Consider the following 21,838-nt stretch of genomic DNA (forward strand, 5'->3'; position numbering starts at 1 on the left):
AACAATATTGTTACAAACGTCATCAGAAAAGGCATATAATGCGCAAAAGTTATGAGGTCTCTCTTTCACCTGACAAATAGTTATGTAACAGTGTGATGGTATTGACCGAAGTTATCAGGACAGTTATTAGTGATATACAGGTTTGAATAATTCGGACTGCAAAAACGCTGATTTGCTGTTGTTTCACTGATATTTCATTCGTTTACCTGCAAGGCGCCATAGCTCTGTACCCTGGTTTGTCCTCGTGAGCTGAGCGGTAAGCCAAATAACAATCTGGTAACGGTGATTAACAGCTGAAAGCAAATCCGGTAAAGCGCAGTCTTAAGCATAAGGCGCTAAGGAGACCGTAAATGGCTGATACAAAGGCAACGCTCACCCTAAATGGTGACACTGCTATTGAACTGGATGTGCTAAAAGGCACGCTCGGTCAGGATGTTATTGATATCCGTACGCTGGGTTCCAAAGGGATGTTCACCTTTGACCCTGGATTTACCTCTACCGCATCTTGCGAATCCAAAATCACCTTCATTGACGGTGACGAAGGTATCCTGCTCCATCGCGGCTTCCCTATCGATCAGTTAGCCACCGAATCCAACTACCTGGAAGTGTGCTACATCCTGCTGAACGGCGAAAAACCGACGCAGGCCCAGTTCGATGAATTTAAAACCACCGTGACCCGTCACACCATGATCCATGAGCAGATTACCCGTCTGTTCCATGCGTTCCGTCGTGACTCTCACCCAATGGCGGTGATGTGCGGTATTACCGGTGCGCTTGCAGCGTTCTACCACGACTCCCTTGACGTGAATAACCCGCGTCACCGTGAAATCGCCGCTTACCGTCTGCTGTCCAAAATGCCTACCATGGCGGCGATGTGCTACAAATACTCCATCGGCCAGCCGTTTGTGTATCCGCGCAACGACCTCTCCTACGCGGGTAACTTCCTGCGCATGATGTTCTCCACGCCGTGCGAAGAGTACGAAGTGAACCCGGTTCTGGAACGCGCGATGGACCGTATTCTGATCCTGCACGCTGACCACGAACAGAACGCCTCTACCTCTACCGTCCGTACCGCGGGCTCTTCAGGCGCGAACCCGTTCGCCTGTATCGCTGCGGGCATCGCCTCCCTGTGGGGACCGGCGCACGGCGGCGCGAACGAAGCGGCACTGAAGATGCTGGAAGAGATCAGCACCGTTGAGCACATTCCTGAGTTCGTGCGTCGCGCGAAAGACAAGAATGACTCCTTCCGCCTGATGGGCTTCGGTCACCGTGTTTACAAAAACTACGACCCGCGCGCCACCGTGATGCGTGAGACCTGCCACGAAGTGCTGAAAGAGCTGGGTACCAAAGATGATCTGCTGGAAGTGGCGATGGAGCTGGAACACATCGCGCTGAACGACCCGTACTTCATCGAGAAGAAACTCTACCCGAACGTCGATTTCTACTCTGGCATTATTCTGAAAGCGATGGGCATTCCGTCTTCCATGTTCACCGTGATCTTCGCTATGGCGCGTACCGTAGGCTGGATTGCGCACTGGAACGAAATGCACAGCGAAGGTATGAAGATCGCGCGTCCTCGTCAGCTGTATACCGGCTACGAGCAGCGTGATTTTAAGTCTGACCTGGAGCGCTAAAAGATGTTGGGTGCGGCCTGATGCCATCACCCCGGCCCTCTCCCACAGGGAGAGGGTGAAAACATTAAAAACGGTAACCCAAGGGTTACCGTTTTACTTTTATTTCTGGCAGTGCGGGCACCAGTAAAAGGGTCTTGAAGAGAGCATCATCCTGTCGATAATCCCGCCGCACCGCTCGCACTTTTTCCCCGCCCGATGAAACACCTTAAAGCGGAACAGCGCCCCGTGATGCTTGTTTTCATCCACTACGCCACGCGTGTTGTACGACAGCCGCGGGATGTCCAGCAGCGCGTGGGACAGCGCCTCCAGCTGTTCATCGCTCAGCTGAGAGGCTTTATGCTGCGGCGCCAGCCCGACTTCCCAGAGGATTTCCACCCGCAGGTAGTTGCCAAGCCCGGCCAGAAAGGCCTGGTCAAGAAACAGGCCGGAAAACTGCCGGTTGCGGAATGCAGGCGATAACAGCCGGGCCTTCACATCGCTCGCCGTCAGGCGCATATCCAGCACGTCCGGCCCAACCCGCTGTAAGAACGGGTGCGTGAGCACCTGCTCAGGCGTTAACATTTCGATATCAGAGGCGCTATAGAGCAGGATCGCCTTATCCGCCGTTTGCAGCCTGACGCGCAGCACGCGTGTCGTTTGCGGCTGTTCACCCGCCTCCACCACGCGCCAGACGCCGTAAAGCTGGTTATGGCTGTATAACGTCAGGTTATGGGAAAAATGCGTGAGCAATGCTTTGCCGCGCGTTTCAATATGCGTTACCGACTGCCCCACCAGCTGTGATTCAAACGGTTTCAGTTGAGGAAAAGCAAACCATGCCTCCGTCAGCGGTTTGCCCTTTATCGCCGCCTCGAGGCTATCCGCCGCGCGGCGGATCTCCGGGCCTTCTGGCATTTTTCTATCCTTTTATGATTAATCTGCGCTGACAAGAATACCCTCTTCAACGAACGCGGCCCGCAGGCGGCGCGCGAACTGGAGCGCATGCTCGCCATCGCCGTGCAAACATACCGTATCAGCCTGAACGTGCGCCGTTGTACCATCCACGGCGGTCACTCGCCCGTAGCGCACCATCTCCAGCGTCTGGGCCAGCGCTTTCGCTTCATCGGTAATCAGCGCACCGGCCTGCGTACGCGGTACAAGGCTGCCATCAGGCATGTATCCCCGATCGGCAAACACCTCCTGCCGCGTGGTCAGCCCCAGCCGTTCTCCGGCACGAATAAGCTCGCTGCCCGCCAAGCCGATCAGAATCAGCTGCGGATTAGAGTCCCGCACCGCACGGGCTATAGCGTCCGCCAGCGCCGGATCTTTTGCCGCCTGGTTATAGAGCATGCCGTGCGGCTTCACGTGGCGCAGCACACCGTTATCAGCGCGCACCATCGCCTCCAGTGCGCCGATCTGGTAGAGCACCTGAGCGTAGACCGTCTCAGGCGGCAGGTCCATCACGGTGCGGCCAAAGTTTTCCCGGTCAGGGAAACTCGGGTGAGCGCCAATCGCGACGCCGTTTTTGATGGCGTTACGCACGCTCTCCAGCATGGTTTGCGCATCGCCCGCGTGAAAGCCGCAGGCGATATTGATCGAGGAGACCAGCGTCATCAGCGCCGCATCGGCGCTGCCGCCCTCGCCCAGATCGGCATTCAAATCAATCTTTACCATCGAGCCTCCACACCAGCTGTTCGAGATAGCGCTGCTGATCCTGCCGCGCCTTTAGCGCCTCCTCCAGCGAACATTGAACGAAGTGAATCGGCTGTCCGAGGGGAATTTGCGCCAGATGGTAGCGATCGGCTTCAATGATGCAGGCAATTCGCGGGTAGCCCCCCGTCGTCTGCGCGTCGTTCATTAAGACGATCGGTTGCCCGTTGCCCGGAACCTGAATAACCCCTGGCAATAAACCGTGGGAGAGCAGTTCTCTGTCGGTCGTCCGGATCAGCGGCTGCCCCTGCAGACGATAACCCATACGGTTACTCTGCGGACTGAGCTTCCACGGCGAGCGCCAGAAGGACTCTTTTGAGGCCTCGTCGAACTCATGATATTCCGGCCCCGGTAAGGCGCGGATCTGGTTTCCCCAGAGGAGTTGTTTTACCCCCTGAGCCGTCGAGAAGTGACGCGAAGAGGGCTTAATCGCCAGGCGATCGCCATCGCGCAACAACCGTCCTTCGTGACCGCCAATCCCGGCTTTCTGATCGGTACTGGATGAGCCCAGCACGTCAGGCACATCAATGCCGCCAGCCACCGCAAGATAGCTACGCACGCCGTGCAGAGGACGCTTTAAGGTCAGACGCTGTCCAGCTTTCGCCCGCAGACGCCAGCCGGTCCACACCGCTTTGCCGTCCAGCGTGGCATCACAGCCTGCGCCGGTGAGCGCGAACCAGGTCTCCTGACCAAACTCAATGACACACTGGCCGAGCGTAATTTCGAGCGCCGCCGTGCTGCCGGGGTTGCCCACCAGCACGTTAGCGATTTCCAGCGCTGGACGGTCCAGCGCGCCACAATAGCTCACGCCGGACTGACGCATGCCAAAGCGCCCGGCATCCTGTACGGAGGTGTAAAGCCCGGCGCGAATAAGCGTTAACATACCCCCTCCTTCTGCGGGATAAAGCGAAGGGTGTCGCCGGGCCGCAGGAGTATCGGCGTCTCCAGCCCGGGTTCAAATAACGGGGTGGCGGTATGCCCGATAAGCTGCCATCCACCGGGCGATGTCAGCGGATAAACGCCGGTCTGCTCGCCACCAATCGCGACCGTCCCCGCCGGTACGCTCAGGCGCGGCTCAGCGCGGCGCGGCGTATGCAACCGGGGAGATAATCCCCCCAGATACGGGAATCCGGGCTGGAATCCCAGGAACCAGACGACGTAATCAACCGAGCTGTGCAGCTCAACAACCTGCTTTTCTGTGAGTCCGCAGTGGTCTGCGACCACACCAAGATCCGGTCCCCCCGTACCGCCATAAACGACCGGGATCTCAATGGCACGCGATTCCGGCTCCAGCGCCTCGCTCTCTTCCCACCAGCGCTGTAAACGTTCAATGGCATCCAGCGCCAGCGTATGCGGACTACGCAGCACCACCGTGATGTTATTCATCCCCGGAATGGCTTCAACCACATACGGCAGATCGACCAGACGCTGGGTTAGCCGCCAGATACGCTTTTGCGTGGCAAGGGTCACCGGCGGCTCGAGTTCCAGAACCACTGCCGTTTCTCCCAGAAGATAACAACGCGCTCGCTGCACTCAGGCACCTCTCATCAGGCCGGGTTAGGAATATCAATAAAGGTCACATCCAGATCGGTATTTTCCGTCAGCCACTCGCTGAGGGCGCGAATGCCGCCGCGCTCGGTGGCATGATGCCCGGCCGCGTAGAAATGCAGCCCCTGTTCACGCGCCGAATGAATGGTCTGCTCGGAAACCTCGCCGGTGATAAAGGCATCGACACCGAAGCGCGCGGCGCTGTCGATAAAGCCCTGCCCGCCTCCGGTGCACCAGGCAACACGCTTCACCGTATCCGGACCGGTATCGCCGCTCCACAGCGGACGACGCCCCAGGCGCGCTTCAATCCAGGAAGCCAGTTCCAGCCCCGGAACCGGCATCGCCAGCTCGCCCCACGGCACCAGCGGCTCGATTTCGCCCATTACGGTAATCCCCAACAGTCGGGCAAGCTGAACGTTGTTACCAAGCTCCGGATGTGCGTCCAGCGGCAGGTGGTAACCGTACAGGTTGATGTCATTTGCCAGCAACGTTTTCAGGCGGTTGCGCTTCATGCCGCGAATAATCGGTGATTCGTTTTTCCAGAAATAACCGTGATGGACAATCACCGCATCGGCCTCCTGACGGACAGCCTCGTCGAGCAGCGCCTGGCTTGCCGTGACGCCGGTGATAATTTTCTGTACCGTTTCGCGCCCTTCTACCTGCAGGCCATTAGGACCGTAGTCGCTAAAGGAGGCGGTATTGAGTTTTTCGTTAATCAGGCGTTCCAGTTCGCTGTTTTTCATCTTTATGCTCTCAAACTTTTCTGGCGGCTTCGTACGCTGCCAGCGTGGCGACACGCGCCTGTTTATGGTCAACAATCGGGCGGGGATAATCGAGCTTTACGCCCTGTTTATCCGCCCATGCCCACGGGTCGTGGATCGCTTTCGCAGGAACGTTCCTGAGCGCGGGCAACCAGCGGCGGATAAAGTCGCCGTTGGCATCAAATTTTTGTCCCTGAGTGGTTGGATTAAAAATCCGGAAATAGGGAGCCGCATCGGTGCCCGTAGAGGCAGCCCACTGCCAGCCGCCGTTATTCGCGGCGAGATCGCCATCGATCAGCTGAGAGATAAAATAGCGCTCTCCGATACGCCAGTCGATAAGCAGATCCTTCACCAGAAAGCTGGCGGTAATCATTCGCAGGCGGTTGTGCATCCACCCGGTTTCATTCAGCTGGCGCATGGCAGCATCAACAATCGGATAGCCCGTCTCCCCTTTTTGCCAGGCCTGTAAAAGTGCCTCATCGTGCTGCCATTTTACGTTGTCGGTCCAGGGAATGAACGGACGATGCTTACAGAGATCGGGATGATACGTCATCAGATGCCGATAAAATTCACGCCAGATAAGTTCGTTCAGCCACACCGACCCCGCTCCACCGTCCATTGCCTGCGGCTGCTCGGCCAGAAGACGGTGTAGACACTGACGAGGAGAGAGCACGCCCAGCGCCAGGCTTGCCGATAAGCGGCTTGTCCCTTCAATCGCCGGGAAATCCCTGCGCGCCTCGTACTCTCCCGCGCCCTGTTTGCAAAACTGGCGCAGCTTCGCAATAGCGGCCTTCTCGTTTGCGGGGAACAGAAGCTCATCGAATGCCTGTTGGGGATAGTTAAACGTTAATTCAGGCAGCGTGGTTATGGCTTCCCCTCTGGCTGCGGGTGCGGGTACGCACTCCGGCAGCGCCTCTTTCAGACGTTTAACAAAAGCATTTTTAAACGGCGTGAACACTTTATACATTTCGTGGCCGCCGGTCATGACGCTGCCCGGTGCCAGCATTACGCTGTCATCAAATCCTTCACAAACAACCTCGCCCAGAATGTTCTCCAGTTGGCGATCCCGCAGCCGTTCGTTCAGCTCGTACTGGTAGTTATAAAAAAGATGCGTGACGCCGTTCTGCTGACATACCTCCCGCAACATCTTAAGCTGCGCGGCAAAGTCACTGACCTCTTTGTAGATCAGCGGGATACCTTTTTCAGCAAGTGAGTGTTGCAGATCGTTCAGATGCGATTTGAGGTAAGCCGCCTGACGCGGGGCCATATCATGCTGCTGCCACTGTTCAGGCGTAGCGATAAATAGCGCCAACACGCTGGCGTCATCGGAACGGCAGGCTGCCGCGAGTGCGAAGTTGTCATGTACGCGCAGGTCCGCGCGAAACCAAACCAGATGGGTGGGCATAAAACTCCAGGCAAATATCCATTATGTCCGTAAGGGCACGCCACCAAAGGAAAAAGCGGCGCGCTTTTACTGTACTTTGCCATGAAGTGTAGACCGGATGAAATAAAAAAGGCCGCCCGAGGCGGCCTTAACGCTACTTGTCCTGCGCTATCGTGGTAAATGCAACAAACCCGATCGGTTCATCACTTTTGACAACGAGTACGCTGGCGACAATGAACGCGATGCAAAAATAGCGTTTCATTATGCGGTCCCTGCTGCTAACCGCTCCACCGTTCACCACCGGTGATAAGTCGGTGGACACAAGCCCGGGTAGGCGGACTGCTTTACGGCTGTAAAAATACCTTTCCCAGGACCGATGCCCATTTGCGAGATGGCGGAAAGGGACGCCGCATCATAATGAACATCCGCTGCAAAGGTAAGATACTCGAAGAAAATTAGGATTTTATAAAGGCTTACAGGGATTGCCATCTGCTTACAGGAGGGTATGATAAAAATCCCGGGTAGGGGCTGCAAGACCACCCAACGGACCGCGAATCCGGAGGGACAAAAAAACCGCCACATTGCTGTTGGCGGTTTTTTTTTATTGCTGTGTGTAATCTTAGTAGAAGTCGCAGGTCGCTTTCTCGGCCTGATCCATCCACACCGGCTTCTCGCTGGTTTTCGCCCAGACGCGGTGCAGATAGCTATAAAAACGCGCACGATCTTTCCAGAACAGCATCACCGGCAGAGCCAGCACGCCAGCCACTACGGCGAAAGCGCGGCGCATGAACACGATATGAGCCGGAAACTCTTTATAAAGATCCATATTTTTCTCCCCTATAGTTGGCCGGAAACGTTATCCGGAAAATTCAAAATCTGTGACCTGGCTAAAATAATATCGCTTTGTTTGTAATTTTACTACTCATCCGACCACTTATTTTCGTCCGTTTAGCGAAAATTTACATTCACGCCGTAATTAAGTTACAAAAAAGTTAACGATTTACTTATCAATAGTTAAATTGTGGGCTTTGCCATTTTTATACTTTTTTTACACCCGCCCTTCTCATTTTTGCGAAATCTTTGCGCCAGAAATCCTACCGTTAGCACAACAACAAAAGTCACCCGGAGGTGGATTGTGAGTGCAGGTCTTATTGCCGGCATCGTGCTGGTGTTCCTGTTATTGGGTTATCTGGTTTATGCCCTGATTAATGCGGAGGCATTCTGATGGCTGCTCAGGCGTTTTTGCTTATTGCCAGTTTCTTAGTGGTGTTGTTCTTTCTGGCAAGGCCACTGGGCTCGGGGCTGGCACGGCTAATCAATAACGTTCCCCTGCCCGGAACGGGAAGCGTTGAAAAAGGGATCTGGCGCGTACTGGGTATAGACGATCGGGAGATGAACTGGCGTGACTATCTGATCGCCATTCTGCTGCTGAACATCGTCGGGCTCATTGCGCTTTTTGCCATGCTGATGTTGCAGGGTATCCTGCCTTTGAATCCGCAACAGTTGCCGGGCCTGTCCTGGCATCTCGCGCTTAACACGGCAGTCAGTTTTGTCACTAACACCAACTGGCAGTCCTATGCTGGTGAAACCACGCTCAGCTACTTCAGCCAGATGGTCGGGCTAACCGTGCAGAACTTCCTCTCTGCCGCCAGCGGTATTGCGGTGATCTTCGCGCTGACGCGTGCGTTTGCGCGTCAGAAAGTGAGTACGCTGGGTAACGCGTGGGTAGACCTGACGCGCATTACGCTGTGGATCCTGCTGCCGATTGCGCTGCTGATCGCGCTGTTCTTCATTCAGCAGGGCAGCCTGCAAAACCTGCTGCCTTACGCGCCATATACCTCGCTGGAAGGCGCAAAACAGCTCCTGCCGATGGGGCCAGTGGCGTCGCAGGAAGCCATCAAAATGCTCGGAACGAACGGCGGGGGCTTCTTCAACGCCAACTCCTCGCACCCGTTTGAAAACCCGACCGCCCTGACTAATTTTGTGCAGATGCTGGCAATTTTCCTGATCCCCGCCGCGCTCTGCTTTGCCTTTGGTGACGTAGTTAACGATCGCCGTCAGGGCCGTACCCTGCTCTGGACCATGTCGCTGATCTTTGTGGTCTGTGTTGCGCTGGTGATGTGGGCCGAATGGCAGGGTAACCCGCACTTCCTCTCACTCGGTGCCGATAGCGCGATCAACATGGAAGGTAAAGAGAGCCGCTTTGGCATTCTCGCCAGCAGCCTGTATGCGGTGGTCACCACGGCAGCTTCGTGCGGGGCCGTCAATGCCATGCATGATTCCTTTACGGCGCTGGGCGGCATGATCCCGATGTGGCTGATGCAGATTGGCGAGGTGGTGTTTGGCGGCGTGGGCTCCGGTCTTTACGGCATGCTGCTGTTCGTGCTGCTGGCGGTGTTTATTGCCGGTCTGATGATTGGCCGCACGCCGGAATATCTGGGTAAAAAAATCGACGTTCGCGAGATGAAATTAACCGCGCTGGCGATTCTGGTCACCCCGGCTCTCGTGCTGCTCGGCACCGCGCTGGCGCTGATGACCGAGGCCGGACGCAGCGGCATCTTTAACCCCGGCATTCACGGTTTTAGTGAAGTGCTGTATGCCGTCTCCTCGGCCGCCAACAACAACGGTAGCGCCTTTGCGGGCCTAAGCGCCAACTCACCGTTCTGGAACTGCCTGCTGGCGTTCTGCATGTTTGTGGGCCGCTTCGGGATCATTGTGCCGGTTATGGCGATTGCCGGATCGCTGGTGAATAAAAAAATCCAACCGACCACCACCGGGACGTTACCGACCCACGGCGCGCTGTTTATCGGCCTGCTGACGGGCACCGTGTTGCTGGTCGGCGCCCTGACCTTTATCCCCGCCCTCGCGTTAGGCCCGGTCGCGGAATACCTCTCTTTACGCTGATTTTGCGGAGAAATTGTCATGAGTCGTAAACAACTGGCCCTGTTCGAACCGTCATTAGTTCGCCAGGCGCTCATGGATGCGGTGAAAAAGCTGAGCCCGCGCGTGCAGTGGCACAACCCGGTGATGTTTATCGTCTGGGCGGGAAGCGTCCTGACCACCGCCCTGGCGATTGCCATGGGAACGGGCCATATGCCGGGAAATGCGATGTTTACCGGCGCCATCAGCCTGTGGCTGTGGTTTACCGTGCTGTTCGCCAACTTTGCGGAAGCGCTGGCGGAAGGCCGGAGTAAAGCCCAGGCCAATAGCCTGAAAGGGGTGAAAAAAACCGCCTTCGCGCGCAAGTTACGTGAACCGAAATACGGTTCCCAGATGGACCACGTTCCGGCAGATGAACTGCGTAAAGGCGATGTGGTGCTGGTTGAAGCCGGTGACATCATCCCTTGCGACGGCGAAGTCATTGAAGGGGGCGCATCGGTGGATGAAAGCGCCATCACCGGGGAATCCGCGCCGGTTATCCGTGAATCCGGCGGCGATTTCGCCTCCGTGACGGGCGGGACGCGCATTCTCTCCGACTGGCTGGTGATCCAGTGCAGCGTTAACCCGGGTGAAACCTTCCTCGACCGGATGATCGCCATGGTGGAAGGCGCACAGCGCCGTAAAACGCCAAACGAGATTGCCCTGACCATCCTGCTGGTGGCCCTGACCATTGTCTTCCTGCTGGCAACCGCCACGCTGTGGCCATTCTCTGCCTATGGCGGTACCGCGGTCACCGTCACGGTGCTGGTGGCGCTGCTGGTCTGCCTGATCCCCACCACCATCGGCGGCCTGCTGTCGGCCATCGGCGTGGCCGGCATGAGCCGTATGCTCGGAGCCAACGTTATCGCCACCAGCGGGCGTGCTGTAGAAGCCGCCGGTGACGTGGATGTGTTGCTGCTGGATAAAACCGGCACCATTACCCTTGGTAACCGTCAGGCGTCAGATTTCCTACCCGCCCCGGGCGTGGATGAAAAAACGCTGGCGGATGCCGCGCAGCTCTCCTCGCTTGCTGATGAAACCCCGGAAGGCCGCAGCATTGTGATCCTCGCCAAGCAGCGCTTTAACCTGCGCCAGCGCGACGTTCAGAGCCTGCACGCCACGTTCGTACCCTTCACGGCGCAAACCCGCATGAGCGGCATCAACATCCAGGATCGCATGATCCGTAAAGGCTCGGTTGACGCGATCCGCCGCCACATCGAGGCCAACAACGGTCACTTCCCACCGGAAGTGGACAACCTGGTTGAAAGCGTGGCCCGTCAGGGGGCAACGCCGCTGGTTGTGGCCGAAGGCGCGCGCGTGCTCGGGGTGATTGCGCTGAAGGATATCGTCAAAGGCGGCATCAAGGAGCGCTTTGCCCAGCTGCGTAAGATGGGGATCAAAACGGTGATGATCACCGGGGATAACCGTCTTACCGCCGCGGCGATTGCCGCCGAAGCGGGCGTGGATGATTTCCTTTCCGAAGCCACACCGGAAGCCAAGCTGGCACTGATTCGTCAGTATCAGGCGGAAGGCCGTCTGGTGGCGATGACCGGTGACGGGACCAACGATGCTCCTGCCCTCGCGCAGGCCGACGTGGCGGTGGCGATGAACTCCGGTACCCAGGCAGCCAAAGAGGCGGGCAACATGGTCGACCTCGACTCTAACCCGACCAAACTGATTGAAGTGGTACACATCGGCAAGCAGATGCTGATGACGCGCGGCTCGCTGACCACGTTCAGTATCGCTAACGACGTGGCGAAGTATTTCGCCATCATTCCGGCCGCGTTTGCTGCGACCTATCCGCAATTAAACGCCCTGAACGTAATGCACCTACATTCTCCGGCCTCGGCCATTCTGAGCGCAGTGATCTTTAACGCCCTGATTATTGTCTTCCTGATCCCGCTGGCGCTGAAGGGCGTGAGCTATAAGCCGCTCACGGCGGCCGCCATGCTGCGCCGCAACCTGTGGATTTACGGCCTGGGCGGGCTGGTGGTGCCCTTCGTCGGTATCAAGGTTATCGACCTGCTGTTGACGCTGTTCGACCTGGTTTAAAAGGTGAATCAAATGACGATGTTACGCCCCGCTATACTTCTGTTTATTCTGCTGTCTCTCATTACCGGCGGGCTGTACCCGCTGGTGACCACCGCGCTGGGCCAGTGGTGGTTTAAGGATCAGGCTAACGGCTCGCTGATTATGCAAAACGGTGAAAACCGCGGGTCTCGCCTGATTGGTCAGAACTTTACGGATGCCCGCTACTTCCAGGGACGCCCTTCCGCCACTGCCGAAAGCCCGTATAATCCGATGGCATCCGGCGGCAGTAACCTGGCGGGCAGCAACCCCGAGCTGGATAAAGCCGTTACTGAGCGCGTGGCTGCCCTGCGTGCCGCGAATCCACAGGCCAGCCGTGACGTTCCCGTGGAGCTGGTGACCGCCTCGGCCAGCGGGCTGGACTACAGCCTGACGCCGGCAGCCGTGGCATGGCAGATCCCGCGCGTCGCCGCCGCCCGTCAGCTGACCGTCGAACAGGTGAGCCAGCTGGTTGCCGAGCACACGCAAAAGCCGCTGGTCAGCTTCATCGGCATGCCCGTGGTAAATATTGTTGAGCTGAATCTGGCGCTGGACGCGCTAAGGAAAAACTAAATGACCGACGAGCCCATGCGCCCGGATCCGGACAGGCTGCTTGAACAGACGGCTGAAGCCCATCGCGGCAAACTGAAAATTTTCTTCGGCGCCTGCGCGGGCGTCGGGAAAACCTTCGCCATGCTGACGGAAGCCCAGCGGCTTCGGGCGCAGGGGCTCGATATTCTGATCGGCGTGGTTGAAACCCACGGACGTAAAGAGACGGCATCACTGCTGAAGGGGCTGGCAACCCAGCCGCCCCGCCGCATCAGCCATCGCGGTCGGTTAGTCACGGAATTCGATCTCGATGCCGCCCTCGCCCGCCGTCCTGCCCTTATCCTGATGGACGAACTGGCGCACAGCAATGCGCCAGGCTCGCGCCACCCTAAACGCTGGCAGGACGTTGAAGAATTACTGGAAGCCGGCATCGATGTGTTCACGACGGTTAACGTTCAGCATCTCGAAAGCCTGAACGATGTGGTCAGCGGCGTGACCGGCATTCAGGTGCGCGAAACGGTGCCCGATCCCTTCTTCGATTCCGCAGACGAGGTGGTGCTGGTCGACCTGCCGCCCGATGATTTGCGCCAGCGCCTGCACGAAGGCAAAGTCTATATCGCCGGCCAGGCCGAGCGCGCCATCGAACATTTCTTCCGTAAAGGCAACCTGATAGCCCTGCGCGAGCTGGCCCTGCGCCGAACCGCCGACCGGGTGGACGATCAGATGCGCGCCTGGCGCGACCTGCAGGGCCAGGAACGCGTCTGGCACACGCGGGATGCCATCCTGCTGTGCGTGGGCCACGGCAGCGGCAATGAAAAGCTTGTCCGCACCGCCGCGCGCCTGGCTGCCAAATTTGGCAGCGTCTGGCATGCGGTGTATGTCGAAACGCCGCAGCTGCACGCGCTGCCCGAAAACCAGCGTCGCGCGATCCTGAGTTCGCTGCGCCTTGCGCAGGAGCTGGGTGCGGAAACCGCCACCCTTTCCGATCCTCAGGAAGATAAAGCCATTCTGCGCTACGCGCGCGAGCATAACCTGGGGAAAATCGTCATTGGCCGTCGTCAGCATCGCCGCTGGTTTAGCCGCGAATCCTTTGCCGACAAGCTGGCCCGTCGCGCGCCGGATCTGGATCTGGTGATCGTGGCGCTGGACGACAAACCTACCCCCTTACCCAATCGTGCGCCAGACAGCCGCACCTTCAGCGATAAATGGCGCATTCAGCTTCGCGGCTGTCTTGTCGCCGTCGTGCTCTGTGCCCTGATTACCGTGATTGCCAGCCAGTGGCTGATTGCGTTTGACGCCGCCAATCTGGTGATGATCTACCTTCTCGGCGTGGTGGTGGTGGCGCTCTTTTACGGGCGCTGGCCGTCGGTCCTGGCGACGGTGATTAACGTCATCAGCTTCGATCTGTTCTTTATTGCTCCCCGCGGGACGCTCGCCGTCTCGGACGTGCAGTACATCCTCACCTTTGCCGTGATGCTCACCGTCGGGCTGGTGATCGGCAATCTGACGGCGGGCGTGCGCTATCAGGCGCGTATCGCCCGCTATCGCGAACAGCGCACGCGCCATCTCTATGAGATGTCGAAATCGCTGGCGGTGGGCCGCACGCCGCTGGATATCGTACAGACCAGCGAGCAGTTTATCCGCTCGACGTTTCATGCCAGCAACCTGATTTTACTTCCGGACGAACACGGCAAGCTGCGCCCGCTGACGTCGGCCTCAGGCATGACGCCCTGGGACGAAGCCATCGCGCGCTGGAGCTTTGACAAAGGCTTACCGGCGGGCGCAGGGACCGACACCCTCCCCGGCGTTCCCTATCAAATTCTGCCGCTGCGCAGCGCCGATAAAAATCAGGGGCTGGTCATCGTGGAGCCTTCCAACCTGCGCCAGCTGATGATCCCCGAACAGCAGAGACTGCTGGAGACCTTTACCCTACTGGTGGCCAGCGCGCTGGAGAGGCTGGCCCTCACCGCCAGCGAGGAACAGGCCCGTCTGGCGAGCGAGCGTGAAAGCATTCGTAACTCGCTGCTGGCGGCGCTGTCTCACGATCTGCGTACCCCGCTCACCGTCCTGTTCGGCCAGTCAGAAATTCTGACGCTGGACCTGGCGGCGGAAGGCTCTAAACATGCCCTTCAGGCCAGCGAGATCCGCCAGCACGTGCTGAATACCACGCGCCTGGTGAATAACCTGCTCGACATGGCGCGTATCCAGTCGGGCGGTTTTAACCTCAAAAAAGAGTGGCTCACGCTGGAAGAGGTGGTGGGCAGCGCGCTGAAAATGCTCGAACCCGGTCTGGGCGGGCGACATATCGCGCTGAACATGCCCGAGCCCCTGACCTTAATTCATGTCGATGGTCCGCTGTTTGAACGGGTGCTGATCAACCTGCTGGAAAATGCCGGCAAATATGCGGGCGCCAGTGCTCAAATTGGCGTTGATGCGACAGTGGAAGATGGCGCGCTTCGCCTTAACGTCTGGGATACCGGCCCCGGCATTCCAGCCGGGCAGGAGTTGGCTATTTTCGAGAAATTCGCACGCGGCAATAAGGAGTCGGCCATTCCGGGCGTGGGGCTGGGGCTGGCAATATGCCAGGCGATCATTGACGTCCACGGCGGGTCCATTTCCGCAGTGAATCGTCCCGAAGGCGGCGCGCGGTTTTGTGTTACACTTCCTCTGGAAACCCCGCCAGAACTTAATGAATTACCAGAGGATTTGTGATCAACGTTCTGATTGTTGAAGATGAGATCGCCATTAGCCGTTTTCTGCGCGCTGCGCTGGAAGGAGACGGTCTGCGCGTTCATGATGCGGGTACGCTTCAGCGGGGTTTAATTGAGGCCGCCACCCGCAAGCCGGACCTGGTGATCCTCGATCTTGGACTCCCGGACGGCGACGGCATCGATTTTATTCGTGAAGTCCGCCAGTGGAGCCAGATGCCGATCCTCGTGCTCTCCGCCCGTACTGAAGAGACGGATAAAATCGCCGCGCTGGATGCCGGGGCGGATGACTATCTGATTAAACCGTTTGGTATCGGCGAGCTTCAGGCTCGCCTTCGCGTGGCGCTGCGTCGCCACAGCGCCACCACGCCTGCCGATCCAACCTACGCGTTTGGGGATATCCGGGTTGACCTGGCCGCGCGGCGCATTTTGCGCGGCGAAGAGGAAATTCATCTTACGCCCATTGAGTTTCGCCTGCTCGCCGTGCTGCTCAACAACCACGGCAAGGTTCTCACCCAGCGCCAGTTGTTAAGTCAGGTGTGGGGACCCAACGCCGTGGAGCATAGTCACTATTTACGCATATATATGGGACATCTTCGTCAGAAACTCGAAGTCGACCCCGCTCGCCCTCGCCATTTATTAACTGAAACCGGTATCGGTTATCGGTTTATGCTTTGAATAACTATTCATTTTATTTTTAAATAAAACCGAAATACCTCAGACAATATTTCATAAATAACCCATACGTTATTTTTACGGGCTATTTTTGCTCATTTAAAACATTGATAATACAACCTGTTAACGCAACACCAACAAATCAGAGTTTTGATCTGCGATATTCATCCAAAACGAATATTTATTTCTGATTTGATCGGTTAACGGTGATCTTGTTCACAGTTAATCGCTTTTTCCTGGATAAAATGACCATGCTTTCAATTACTGAAAGGAAAATGAAACATGGAAAACAACAATCGCTTAATGCCCCATATAAGGCGGACAACGCATATCATGATGTTTGCCCACCGAAACTGCTTTGACTTTCATCTCTTTAATGCCCGGTAGTCCTTCGACTTCTGGCGCACTCGCTTACAGGTTATCCTGAAACATCTTATTTTACAGGTATTTGCCTGTGAACTCGTGCGCTCATTCATCTTGATTCAGACTCATCCGCACCGGGCGGACTGAATTTCAATCTTCAAAAAAGCAATGTACTGATTTTAATCAGCGGCCACCCTTTGCTTTTTTTCCGGAAAATTATCGATTTCTTTCTTGCAAGAAATCGAGGGACGCTTATTACCTAAAATAAAGAGAGAAAGATGAAAAGTTTAAAAATCGCAGCCAGCCGCGCTTGTCCTGATTGCTTTACCACCCAGCGTGAACTGGTGGATGTCAGAGCCTCTGATTATATCGATGTCGCCGCTATTGTTCTGGCGGTCAGTGATATTGCCAGCGGCATACTGGACGAAATAGAAGCCACCGGTTTTGGCATTCCCGTATTTGTCGCGACGCAGAAAGAAGAGTTCATTCCGGCAGACTATTTATCGCGCATTCATGGCGTATTTGAGTATTCAGACACCAGCAACGACTTTTATGGACGCCAGCTGGAAGCAGCGGCCCAAAAGTATGAAACCCAGCTGCGCCCGCCGTTTTTCCGCGCCCTGGTCGACTACGTGAAGCAGGGCAACAGCGCGTTTGACTGCCCGGGCCATCAGGGCGGCCAGTTCTTCCGCCGCCATCCTGCCGGCAATCAGTTCGTTGATTTCTTTGGCGAGACGCTTTTCCGCTCCGACCTGTGTAACGCCGACGTGGCGATGGGCGATCTGCTGATTCACGAAGGCGCGCCGTGCATTGCGCAGCAACATGCGGCGAAGGTCTTTAATGCCGATAAGACCTACTTCGTGCTGAATGGCACCTCGTCATCCAACAAAGTGGTGCTTAACGCCCTGCTCACCCCGGGCGACCTGGTGCTGTTCGACCGTAACAACCACAAATCTAACCATCACGGTGCCCTCCTCCAGGCCGGTGCAACGCCGGTCTATCTGGAAACCGCGCGCAACCCGTACGGCTTTATCGGCGGCATTGACGCCCACTGTTTTGAAGAAAGTTATCTGCGCGAGCTGGTGGCGGAGGTGGCGCCGAGCCGTGCACGCGATGCGCGTCCGTTCCGCCTGGCGGTGATCCAGCTGGGTACCTACGATGGCACCATCTATAACGCCCGTCAGGTGGTGGATAAGATTGGGCATCTGTGTGATTACATCCTGTTTGACTCCGCCTGGGTGGGTTACGAGCAGTTTATCCCGATGATGGCCGACTGCTCTCCGCTGCTGCTGGAGCTGAACGAAAACGACCCGGGGATTTTGGTTACCCAGTCCGTGCATAAACAGCAGGCGGGCTTCTCCCAGACCTCGCAAATCCACAAGAAAGATAGCCACATCAAAGGACAGCAGCGCTATGTCCCGCACAAGCGGCTGAATAATGCCTTTATGATGCACGCCTCCACCAGCCCGTTTTATCCGCTGTTCGCTGCGCTGGACATTAACGCCCGTATGCATGAAGGCCAGAGCGGCCGCAACATGTGGATGGACTGCGTGGTGAACGGTATCGAAGCGCGCAAGCTGATTCTGGAAAACTGCCATTATCTGCGCCCCTTCGTGCCGGAGACGGTGGATGGCCGTCCGTGGGAAAGCTGGGACACGGCGGAAATTGCGACCGATCTGCGCTTCTTCCACTTCGTACCGGGTGAAAACTGGCACGCCTTTGAAGGCTACGCCGAGCATCAGTACTTTATCGACCCGTGCAAGCTCCTGCTAACCACGCCGGGCATTAACGCCCGCACCGGGGAGTATGACGACTTCGGCGTGCCCGCCACTATCCTCGCTAACTTCCTGCGTGAAAACGGCATCGTGCCGGAAAAATGCGATCTCAACTCGATCCTGTTCCTGCTCACGCCTGCGGAAGATATGGGCAAACTACAGCAGCTGGTGGCGCAGCTGGTGCGCTTCGAAAAACTGCTCGAGAGCGATGTTCCGCTGAAAGACGTCCTGCCTTCTCTCTACAAACAGCATCCGGAACGTTACGCGGATTACACCCTGCGCCAGATCTGCCAGGAGATGCATGACCTGTATGCCCGCCACAACGTGAAGCAGCTGCAGAAAGAGATGTTCCGCAAGTCCCATTTCCCACGCGTGATGATGAGCCCGCAGGACGCCAACTACGCCTATCTGCGCGGTGAAGTTGAACTGGTTTCACTGCGCGACGCGGAAGGCCGCATCGCCGCGGAAGGCGCCCTTCCTTATCCGCCGGGGGTATTGTGCGTGGTCCCTGGGGAGGTCTGGGGCGGCTCCGTGCTGCGCTACTTCGCGGCGCTGGAAGAAGGCATCAACCTGCTGCCGGGCTTCGCGCCGGAGCTGCAGGGTGTGTACGTCGAAGAGTGCGAGGGCCGCAAACAGGTTCGCTGTAACGTCATCAAACAACCCGCCACTCAGCCCGCGCTGCTGAAAGGAGAGAAATTATGAGTAAGTCCAATAAGATGGGCGTGGTGCAGCTAACTATCCTCACCATGGTGAACATGATGGGCTCCGGGATTATCATGCTGCCAACCAAACTGGCTGAGGTGGGTACCATCTCTATCATCTCCTGGCTGGTGACCGCCGTAGGCTCAATGGCGCTGGCGTGGGCGTTTGCCAAGTGCGGGATGTTCAGCCGCAAGTCAGGCGGCATGGGGGGCTACGCCGAGTATGCCTTTGGTAAGTCTGGCAACTTTATGGCCAACTATACCTACGGGGTGTCACTGCTGATCGCCAACGTGGCGATTGCCATCTCCGCCGTGGGCTACGGTACGGAGCTGTTTGGCGTGACGCTCAGCCCGGTACAGATTGGCCTGGCCACAATCGGCGTGCTGTGGATCTGCACCGTGGCTAACTTTGGCGGGGCGCGTATCACCGGACAGCTCTCCAGCATCACCGTCTGGGGGGTAATTATTCCCGTTGTCGGCCTGTGCATCATCGGCTGGTTCTGGTTCAGCCCGACCCTGTACGCCAACTCCTGGAACCCGCACCATGTGCCGTTCTTCAGTGCAGTCTGCTCTTCTATCGCCATGACGCTCTGGGCCTTCCTCGGTCTGGAATCCGCCTGCGCGAACGCAGAAGTGGTTGATAATCCGGAAAAGAACGTCCCGATTGCGGTCCTCGGCGGTACGCTGGGCGCGGCGGTGATCTATATCGTCTCGACTAACGTGATTGCCGGGATTGTGCCAAACATGGATCTTGCTAACTCTACGGCGCCGTTCGGACTGGCCTTCGCGCAGATGTTCACGCCGGAAGTCGGGAAAGTGATTATGGGTCTGATGGTCATGTCGTGCTGCGGTTCACTCCTTGGCTGGCAGTTCACCATCGCGCAGGTGTTTAAATCCTCGGCTGATGAAGGGTACTTCCCAAAAATCTTCTCCCGCGTGACCAAAGCCGATGCGCCGGTGCAGGGCATGCTGGTGATTGTCATCTTCCAGAGTGGATTGTCGCTGATGACCATTAGCCCGTCGCTGAACAGCCAGTTTAACGTGCTGGTCAACCTGGCTGTCGTGACGAATATCATTCCGTATATTCTGTCGATGGCGGCGCTGGTGATCATTCAGAAAGTGGCGAAGGTGGATCCGCGCAAAGCGCGCGCGGCCAATATCGTGGCGCTGATTGGCGCGATTTACAGCTTCTATGCGCTCTACTCATCGGGCCAGGAAGCGATGCTCTACGGGGCAATGGTAACCTTTATGGGCTGGACGCTGTACGGTCTGGTGTCACCACGGTTTGAATTGAAGAACAAGCACAGTTAGGTCAAAGCAAAACGGCAACCCAAGGGTTGCCGTTTTATTGTTTTCTCCCTCTCCCTTCGGGAGAGGGTCAGGATGAGGGCATCAGCCCGCACCCAAACCGCACTTACGCGTTTTTCAGCACTTCGCTGACAATCTCTACCGCTTCTTTCTCAATCTGCTGACGATGATCAGCGCCGAGGAAGCTTTCGCAATAGATTTTATACGCATCTTCCGTGCCGGATGGACGCGCGGCGAACCAGCCGTTTTCGGTCATCACTTTCAGTCCACCAATGGAGGCGCCGTTACCCGGTGCCGCCGTCAGACGTGCGGTGATCGGGTCGCCCGCCAGGGTGCTTGCGCTGACCATCTCCGGTGAGAGTTTGGAGAGGGCCGCTTTCTGGGCTGACGTCGCGCTGGCCTGAATACGGTTATAGCTTGGTGCACCAAAGCGTGCCGCCAGCTCGTTGTAATGTTCCTGCGGGTTCTTACCGGTGACCGCGGTGATTTCCGCCGCCAGCAGGCACATGATGATGCCGTCTTTATCGGTTGACCATGGCGTGCCGTCGAAACGCAGGAAAGATGCGCCCGCACTCTCTTCACCGCCGAAGCCGAAGCTGCCGTCGTGCAGACCGTCAACAAACCATTTGAAGCCCACCGGCACTTCCACCAGCTTGCGGCCCAGCGCCTCAACCACGCGGTCGATCATCGCCGAGGAAACCAGCGTTTTACCGACAGCCACCTCTTTGCCCCACTGCGGACGGTGCTGGAACAGATAGTTAATTGCGACCGCAAGATAGTGATTCGGGTTCATCAGCCCGGCAGGGGTGACGATACCGTGACGGTCATAATCGGGGTCGTTAGCAAACGCCAGATCGAATTTATCACGCAGCGCCAGCAGGCCCGCCATCGCGCACTCGGAGGAGCAGTCCATACGGATCGCGCCGTCTTTGTCCAGATGCATAAAGCGGAAGGTCTGATCGACGTGATCGTTCACGATGGTCAGATCCAGCTTGTAGTGCTCGGCGATACGTTTCCAGTATTCGATACCGGAGCCGCCCAGCGGATCCACGCCCAGCTTGAGGCCGGCTTTCTGGATGGCCGCCATATCGACGATATCCGCCAGGCCTTCCACGAACGGCTGAACCAGATCCAGCTCTTTCACGTGGCCGGACGCCATGGCCGCATCCAGAGAGATGCGCTTCACGCCTTTCAGGTCATCAGCCAGCAGCGCGTTCGCGCGATCCTCCACCACTTTGGTGACGTTGGTATCTGCCGGGCCACCGTTAGGCGGGTTATATTTGATACCACCGTCTTCCGGCGGGTTGTGGGATGGCGTGATAACGATACCGTCAGCCAGCGCTCCACCTTTTTTGTTGTGCACCAGGATGGCGTTAGAGACCGCAGGCGTTGGGGTGAAGCCGTTGTTCTCCTGAACAATCACATCAACGCCGTTTGCCGCCAGCACTTCCACCACAGAGATGAACGCCGGTTCAGACAGGGCATGGGTATCTTTCCCCACGTAGCACGGACCGGTAACGCCGTTTTTAGCGCGCTCTTCCGCAATGGCCTGAGCAATGGCCAGAATGTGCGGTTCGTTAAAGCTATGGCGCGCCGCGCTGCCGCGGTGACCAGATGTACCAAACTTCACTGCGTGTTCTGCGTTGCCCACGACCGGCTTCAGCACGTAATACTGCGCGGTCAGCTGAGCGACGTTAATCAAATCGCTTTGTTGTGCAGGTTGGCCTGCACGGCTGTGATTTGCCATTACCGGGTCCTTC

Annotated in this window: 18 protein-coding genes; 10 read left to right on the forward strand and 8 right to left on the reverse strand. The window is 57.2% G+C overall.

All coding sequences use genetic code 11. The features are described 5' to 3' along the window. Nucleotides 1–350: 350 nt before the first annotated feature. The gene (locus tag AC4IBF_RS15430; RefSeq protein ID WP_133294002.1) at nucleotides 351–1,634 is read left to right on the forward strand and encodes a citrate synthase; all 1,284 of its coding nucleotides are present in this window, start codon (nucleotides 351–353) and stop codon (nucleotides 1,632–1,634) included. A gap of 99 nt (nucleotides 1,635–1,733) precedes the next feature. Here the strand turns inward: AC4IBF_RS15430 and nei are convergent, their stop codons facing one another. The 7 genes from nei to AC4IBF_RS15465 form a co-directional block, all read right to left on the reverse strand. After that, nucleotides 1,734–2,525 (reverse strand): endonuclease VIII, encoded by a 792-nt coding sequence (gene nei / locus AC4IBF_RS15435; protein ID WP_115874511.1) that lies wholly within the window; start codon nucleotides 2,523–2,525, stop codon nucleotides 1,734–1,736. 18 nt (nucleotides 2,526–2,543) lie between these two features. Continuing rightward, complete coding sequence (gene pxpA, locus AC4IBF_RS15440) at nucleotides 2,544–3,284, reverse strand: 5-oxoprolinase subunit PxpA (protein ID WP_491462942.1); 741 nt, start codon at nucleotides 3,282–3,284, stop codon at nucleotides 2,544–2,546. Next, entirely contained in the window at nucleotides 3,271–4,203 is a 933-nt protein-coding gene (pxpC, locus tag AC4IBF_RS15445) for a 5-oxoprolinase subunit PxpC (RefSeq protein ID WP_136195359.1), read from the reverse strand. Before pxpC ends, pxpA begins: the two co-directional genes overlap by 14 nt. Beyond that, a complete protein-coding gene (gene pxpB, locus AC4IBF_RS15450) occupies nucleotides 4,197–4,853 on the reverse strand; it encodes a 5-oxoprolinase subunit PxpB (RefSeq protein ID WP_348942631.1) in 657 nt (218 codons plus the stop codon). The genes pxpC and pxpB overlap by 7 nt, the downstream gene beginning before the upstream one ends. Before the next feature lie 14 nt (nucleotides 4,854–4,867). Next, nucleotides 4,868–5,611 (reverse strand): type 2 GTP cyclohydrolase I, encoded by a 744-nt coding sequence (locus AC4IBF_RS15455; protein WP_045909572.1) that lies wholly within the window; start codon nucleotides 5,609–5,611, stop codon nucleotides 4,868–4,870. A gap of 10 nt (nucleotides 5,612–5,621) precedes the next feature. Next, nucleotides 5,622–7,034: a deoxyribodipyrimidine photo-lyase gene (phrB, locus tag AC4IBF_RS15460; protein ID WP_133294000.1), complete on the reverse strand. Its 1,413-nt coding sequence runs from the start codon at nucleotides 7,032–7,034 to the stop codon at nucleotides 5,622–5,624. A 598-nt stretch (nucleotides 7,035–7,632) separates the two neighbouring features. Further along, nucleotides 7,633–7,839 (reverse strand): YbfA family protein, encoded by a 207-nt coding sequence (locus tag AC4IBF_RS15465; RefSeq protein ID WP_008501079.1) that lies wholly within the window; start codon nucleotides 7,837–7,839, stop codon nucleotides 7,633–7,635. A 309-nt stretch (nucleotides 7,840–8,148) separates the two neighbouring features. Between AC4IBF_RS15465 and kdpF the strand changes: the two genes are divergently transcribed. The 9 genes from kdpF to potE all read left to right on the forward strand — a co-directional run bounded on the left by kdpF (nucleotide 8,149) and on the right by potE (nucleotide 20,081). Beyond that, the gene (gene kdpF / locus AC4IBF_RS15470; protein ID WP_014069365.1) at nucleotides 8,149–8,238 is read left to right on the forward strand and encodes a K(+)-transporting ATPase subunit F; all 90 of its coding nucleotides are present in this window, start codon (nucleotides 8,149–8,151) and stop codon (nucleotides 8,236–8,238) included. Next, nucleotides 8,238–9,917 carry a potassium-transporting ATPase subunit KdpA gene (kdpA, locus tag AC4IBF_RS15475; RefSeq protein WP_252092652.1) on the forward strand — a complete coding sequence of 560 codons (1,680 nt, stop codon included), beginning with the start codon at nucleotides 8,238–8,240 and terminating at the stop codon, nucleotides 9,915–9,917. Before kdpF ends, kdpA begins: the two co-directional genes overlap by 1 nt. 18 nt (nucleotides 9,918–9,935) lie before the next feature. Then, nucleotides 9,936–11,984 carry a potassium-transporting ATPase subunit KdpB gene (kdpB, locus tag AC4IBF_RS15480; RefSeq protein WP_143344837.1) on the forward strand — a complete coding sequence of 683 codons (2,049 nt, stop codon included), beginning with the start codon at nucleotides 9,936–9,938 and terminating at the stop codon, nucleotides 11,982–11,984. A 12-nt stretch (nucleotides 11,985–11,996) separates the two neighbouring features. After that, nucleotides 11,997–12,572: a potassium-transporting ATPase subunit KdpC gene (kdpC, locus tag AC4IBF_RS15485; RefSeq protein ID WP_136195355.1), complete on the forward strand. Its 576-nt coding sequence runs from the start codon at nucleotides 11,997–11,999 to the stop codon at nucleotides 12,570–12,572. Beyond that, nucleotides 12,573–15,260, forward strand: coding sequence for a two-component system sensor histidine kinase KdpD (gene kdpD, locus AC4IBF_RS15490; RefSeq protein ID WP_136195354.1), 2,688 nt, complete (start codon nucleotides 12,573–12,575; stop codon nucleotides 15,258–15,260). After that, nucleotides 15,257–15,934, forward strand: coding sequence for a two-component system response regulator KdpE (kdpE, locus tag AC4IBF_RS15495; protein WP_111964377.1), 678 nt, complete (start codon nucleotides 15,257–15,259; stop codon nucleotides 15,932–15,934). The genes kdpD and kdpE overlap by 4 nt, the downstream gene beginning before the upstream one ends. Before the next feature lie 279 nt (nucleotides 15,935–16,213). Continuing rightward, nucleotides 16,214–16,318: a leader peptide SpeFL gene (speFL, locus tag AC4IBF_RS15500; protein ID WP_003858645.1), complete on the forward strand. Its 105-nt coding sequence runs from the start codon at nucleotides 16,214–16,216 to the stop codon at nucleotides 16,316–16,318. A gap of 254 nt (nucleotides 16,319–16,572) precedes the next feature. After that, nucleotides 16,573–18,771, forward strand: coding sequence for an ornithine decarboxylase SpeF (gene speF, locus AC4IBF_RS15505; protein WP_325848762.1), 2,199 nt, complete (start codon nucleotides 16,573–16,575; stop codon nucleotides 18,769–18,771). Then, on the forward strand, nucleotides 18,768–20,081 hold the full coding sequence (potE, locus tag AC4IBF_RS15510; protein ID WP_325848761.1) for a putrescine-ornithine antiporter: 1,314 nt from the start codon (nucleotides 18,768–18,770) through the stop codon (nucleotides 20,079–20,081). Before speF ends, potE begins: the two co-directional genes overlap by 4 nt. Nucleotides 20,082–20,184: 103 nt before the next feature. On the opposite strand, the gene pgm is transcribed toward potE, so the two are convergent. Further along, entirely contained in the window at nucleotides 20,185–21,825 is a 1,641-nt protein-coding gene (gene pgm, locus AC4IBF_RS15515; protein WP_115874503.1) for a phosphoglucomutase (alpha-D-glucose-1,6-bisphosphate-dependent), read from the reverse strand. Nucleotides 21,826–21,838 lie beyond the last annotated feature (13 nt).

The sequence above is a fragment of the Enterobacter sp. Taxon_8 genome (assembly GCF_058354585.1).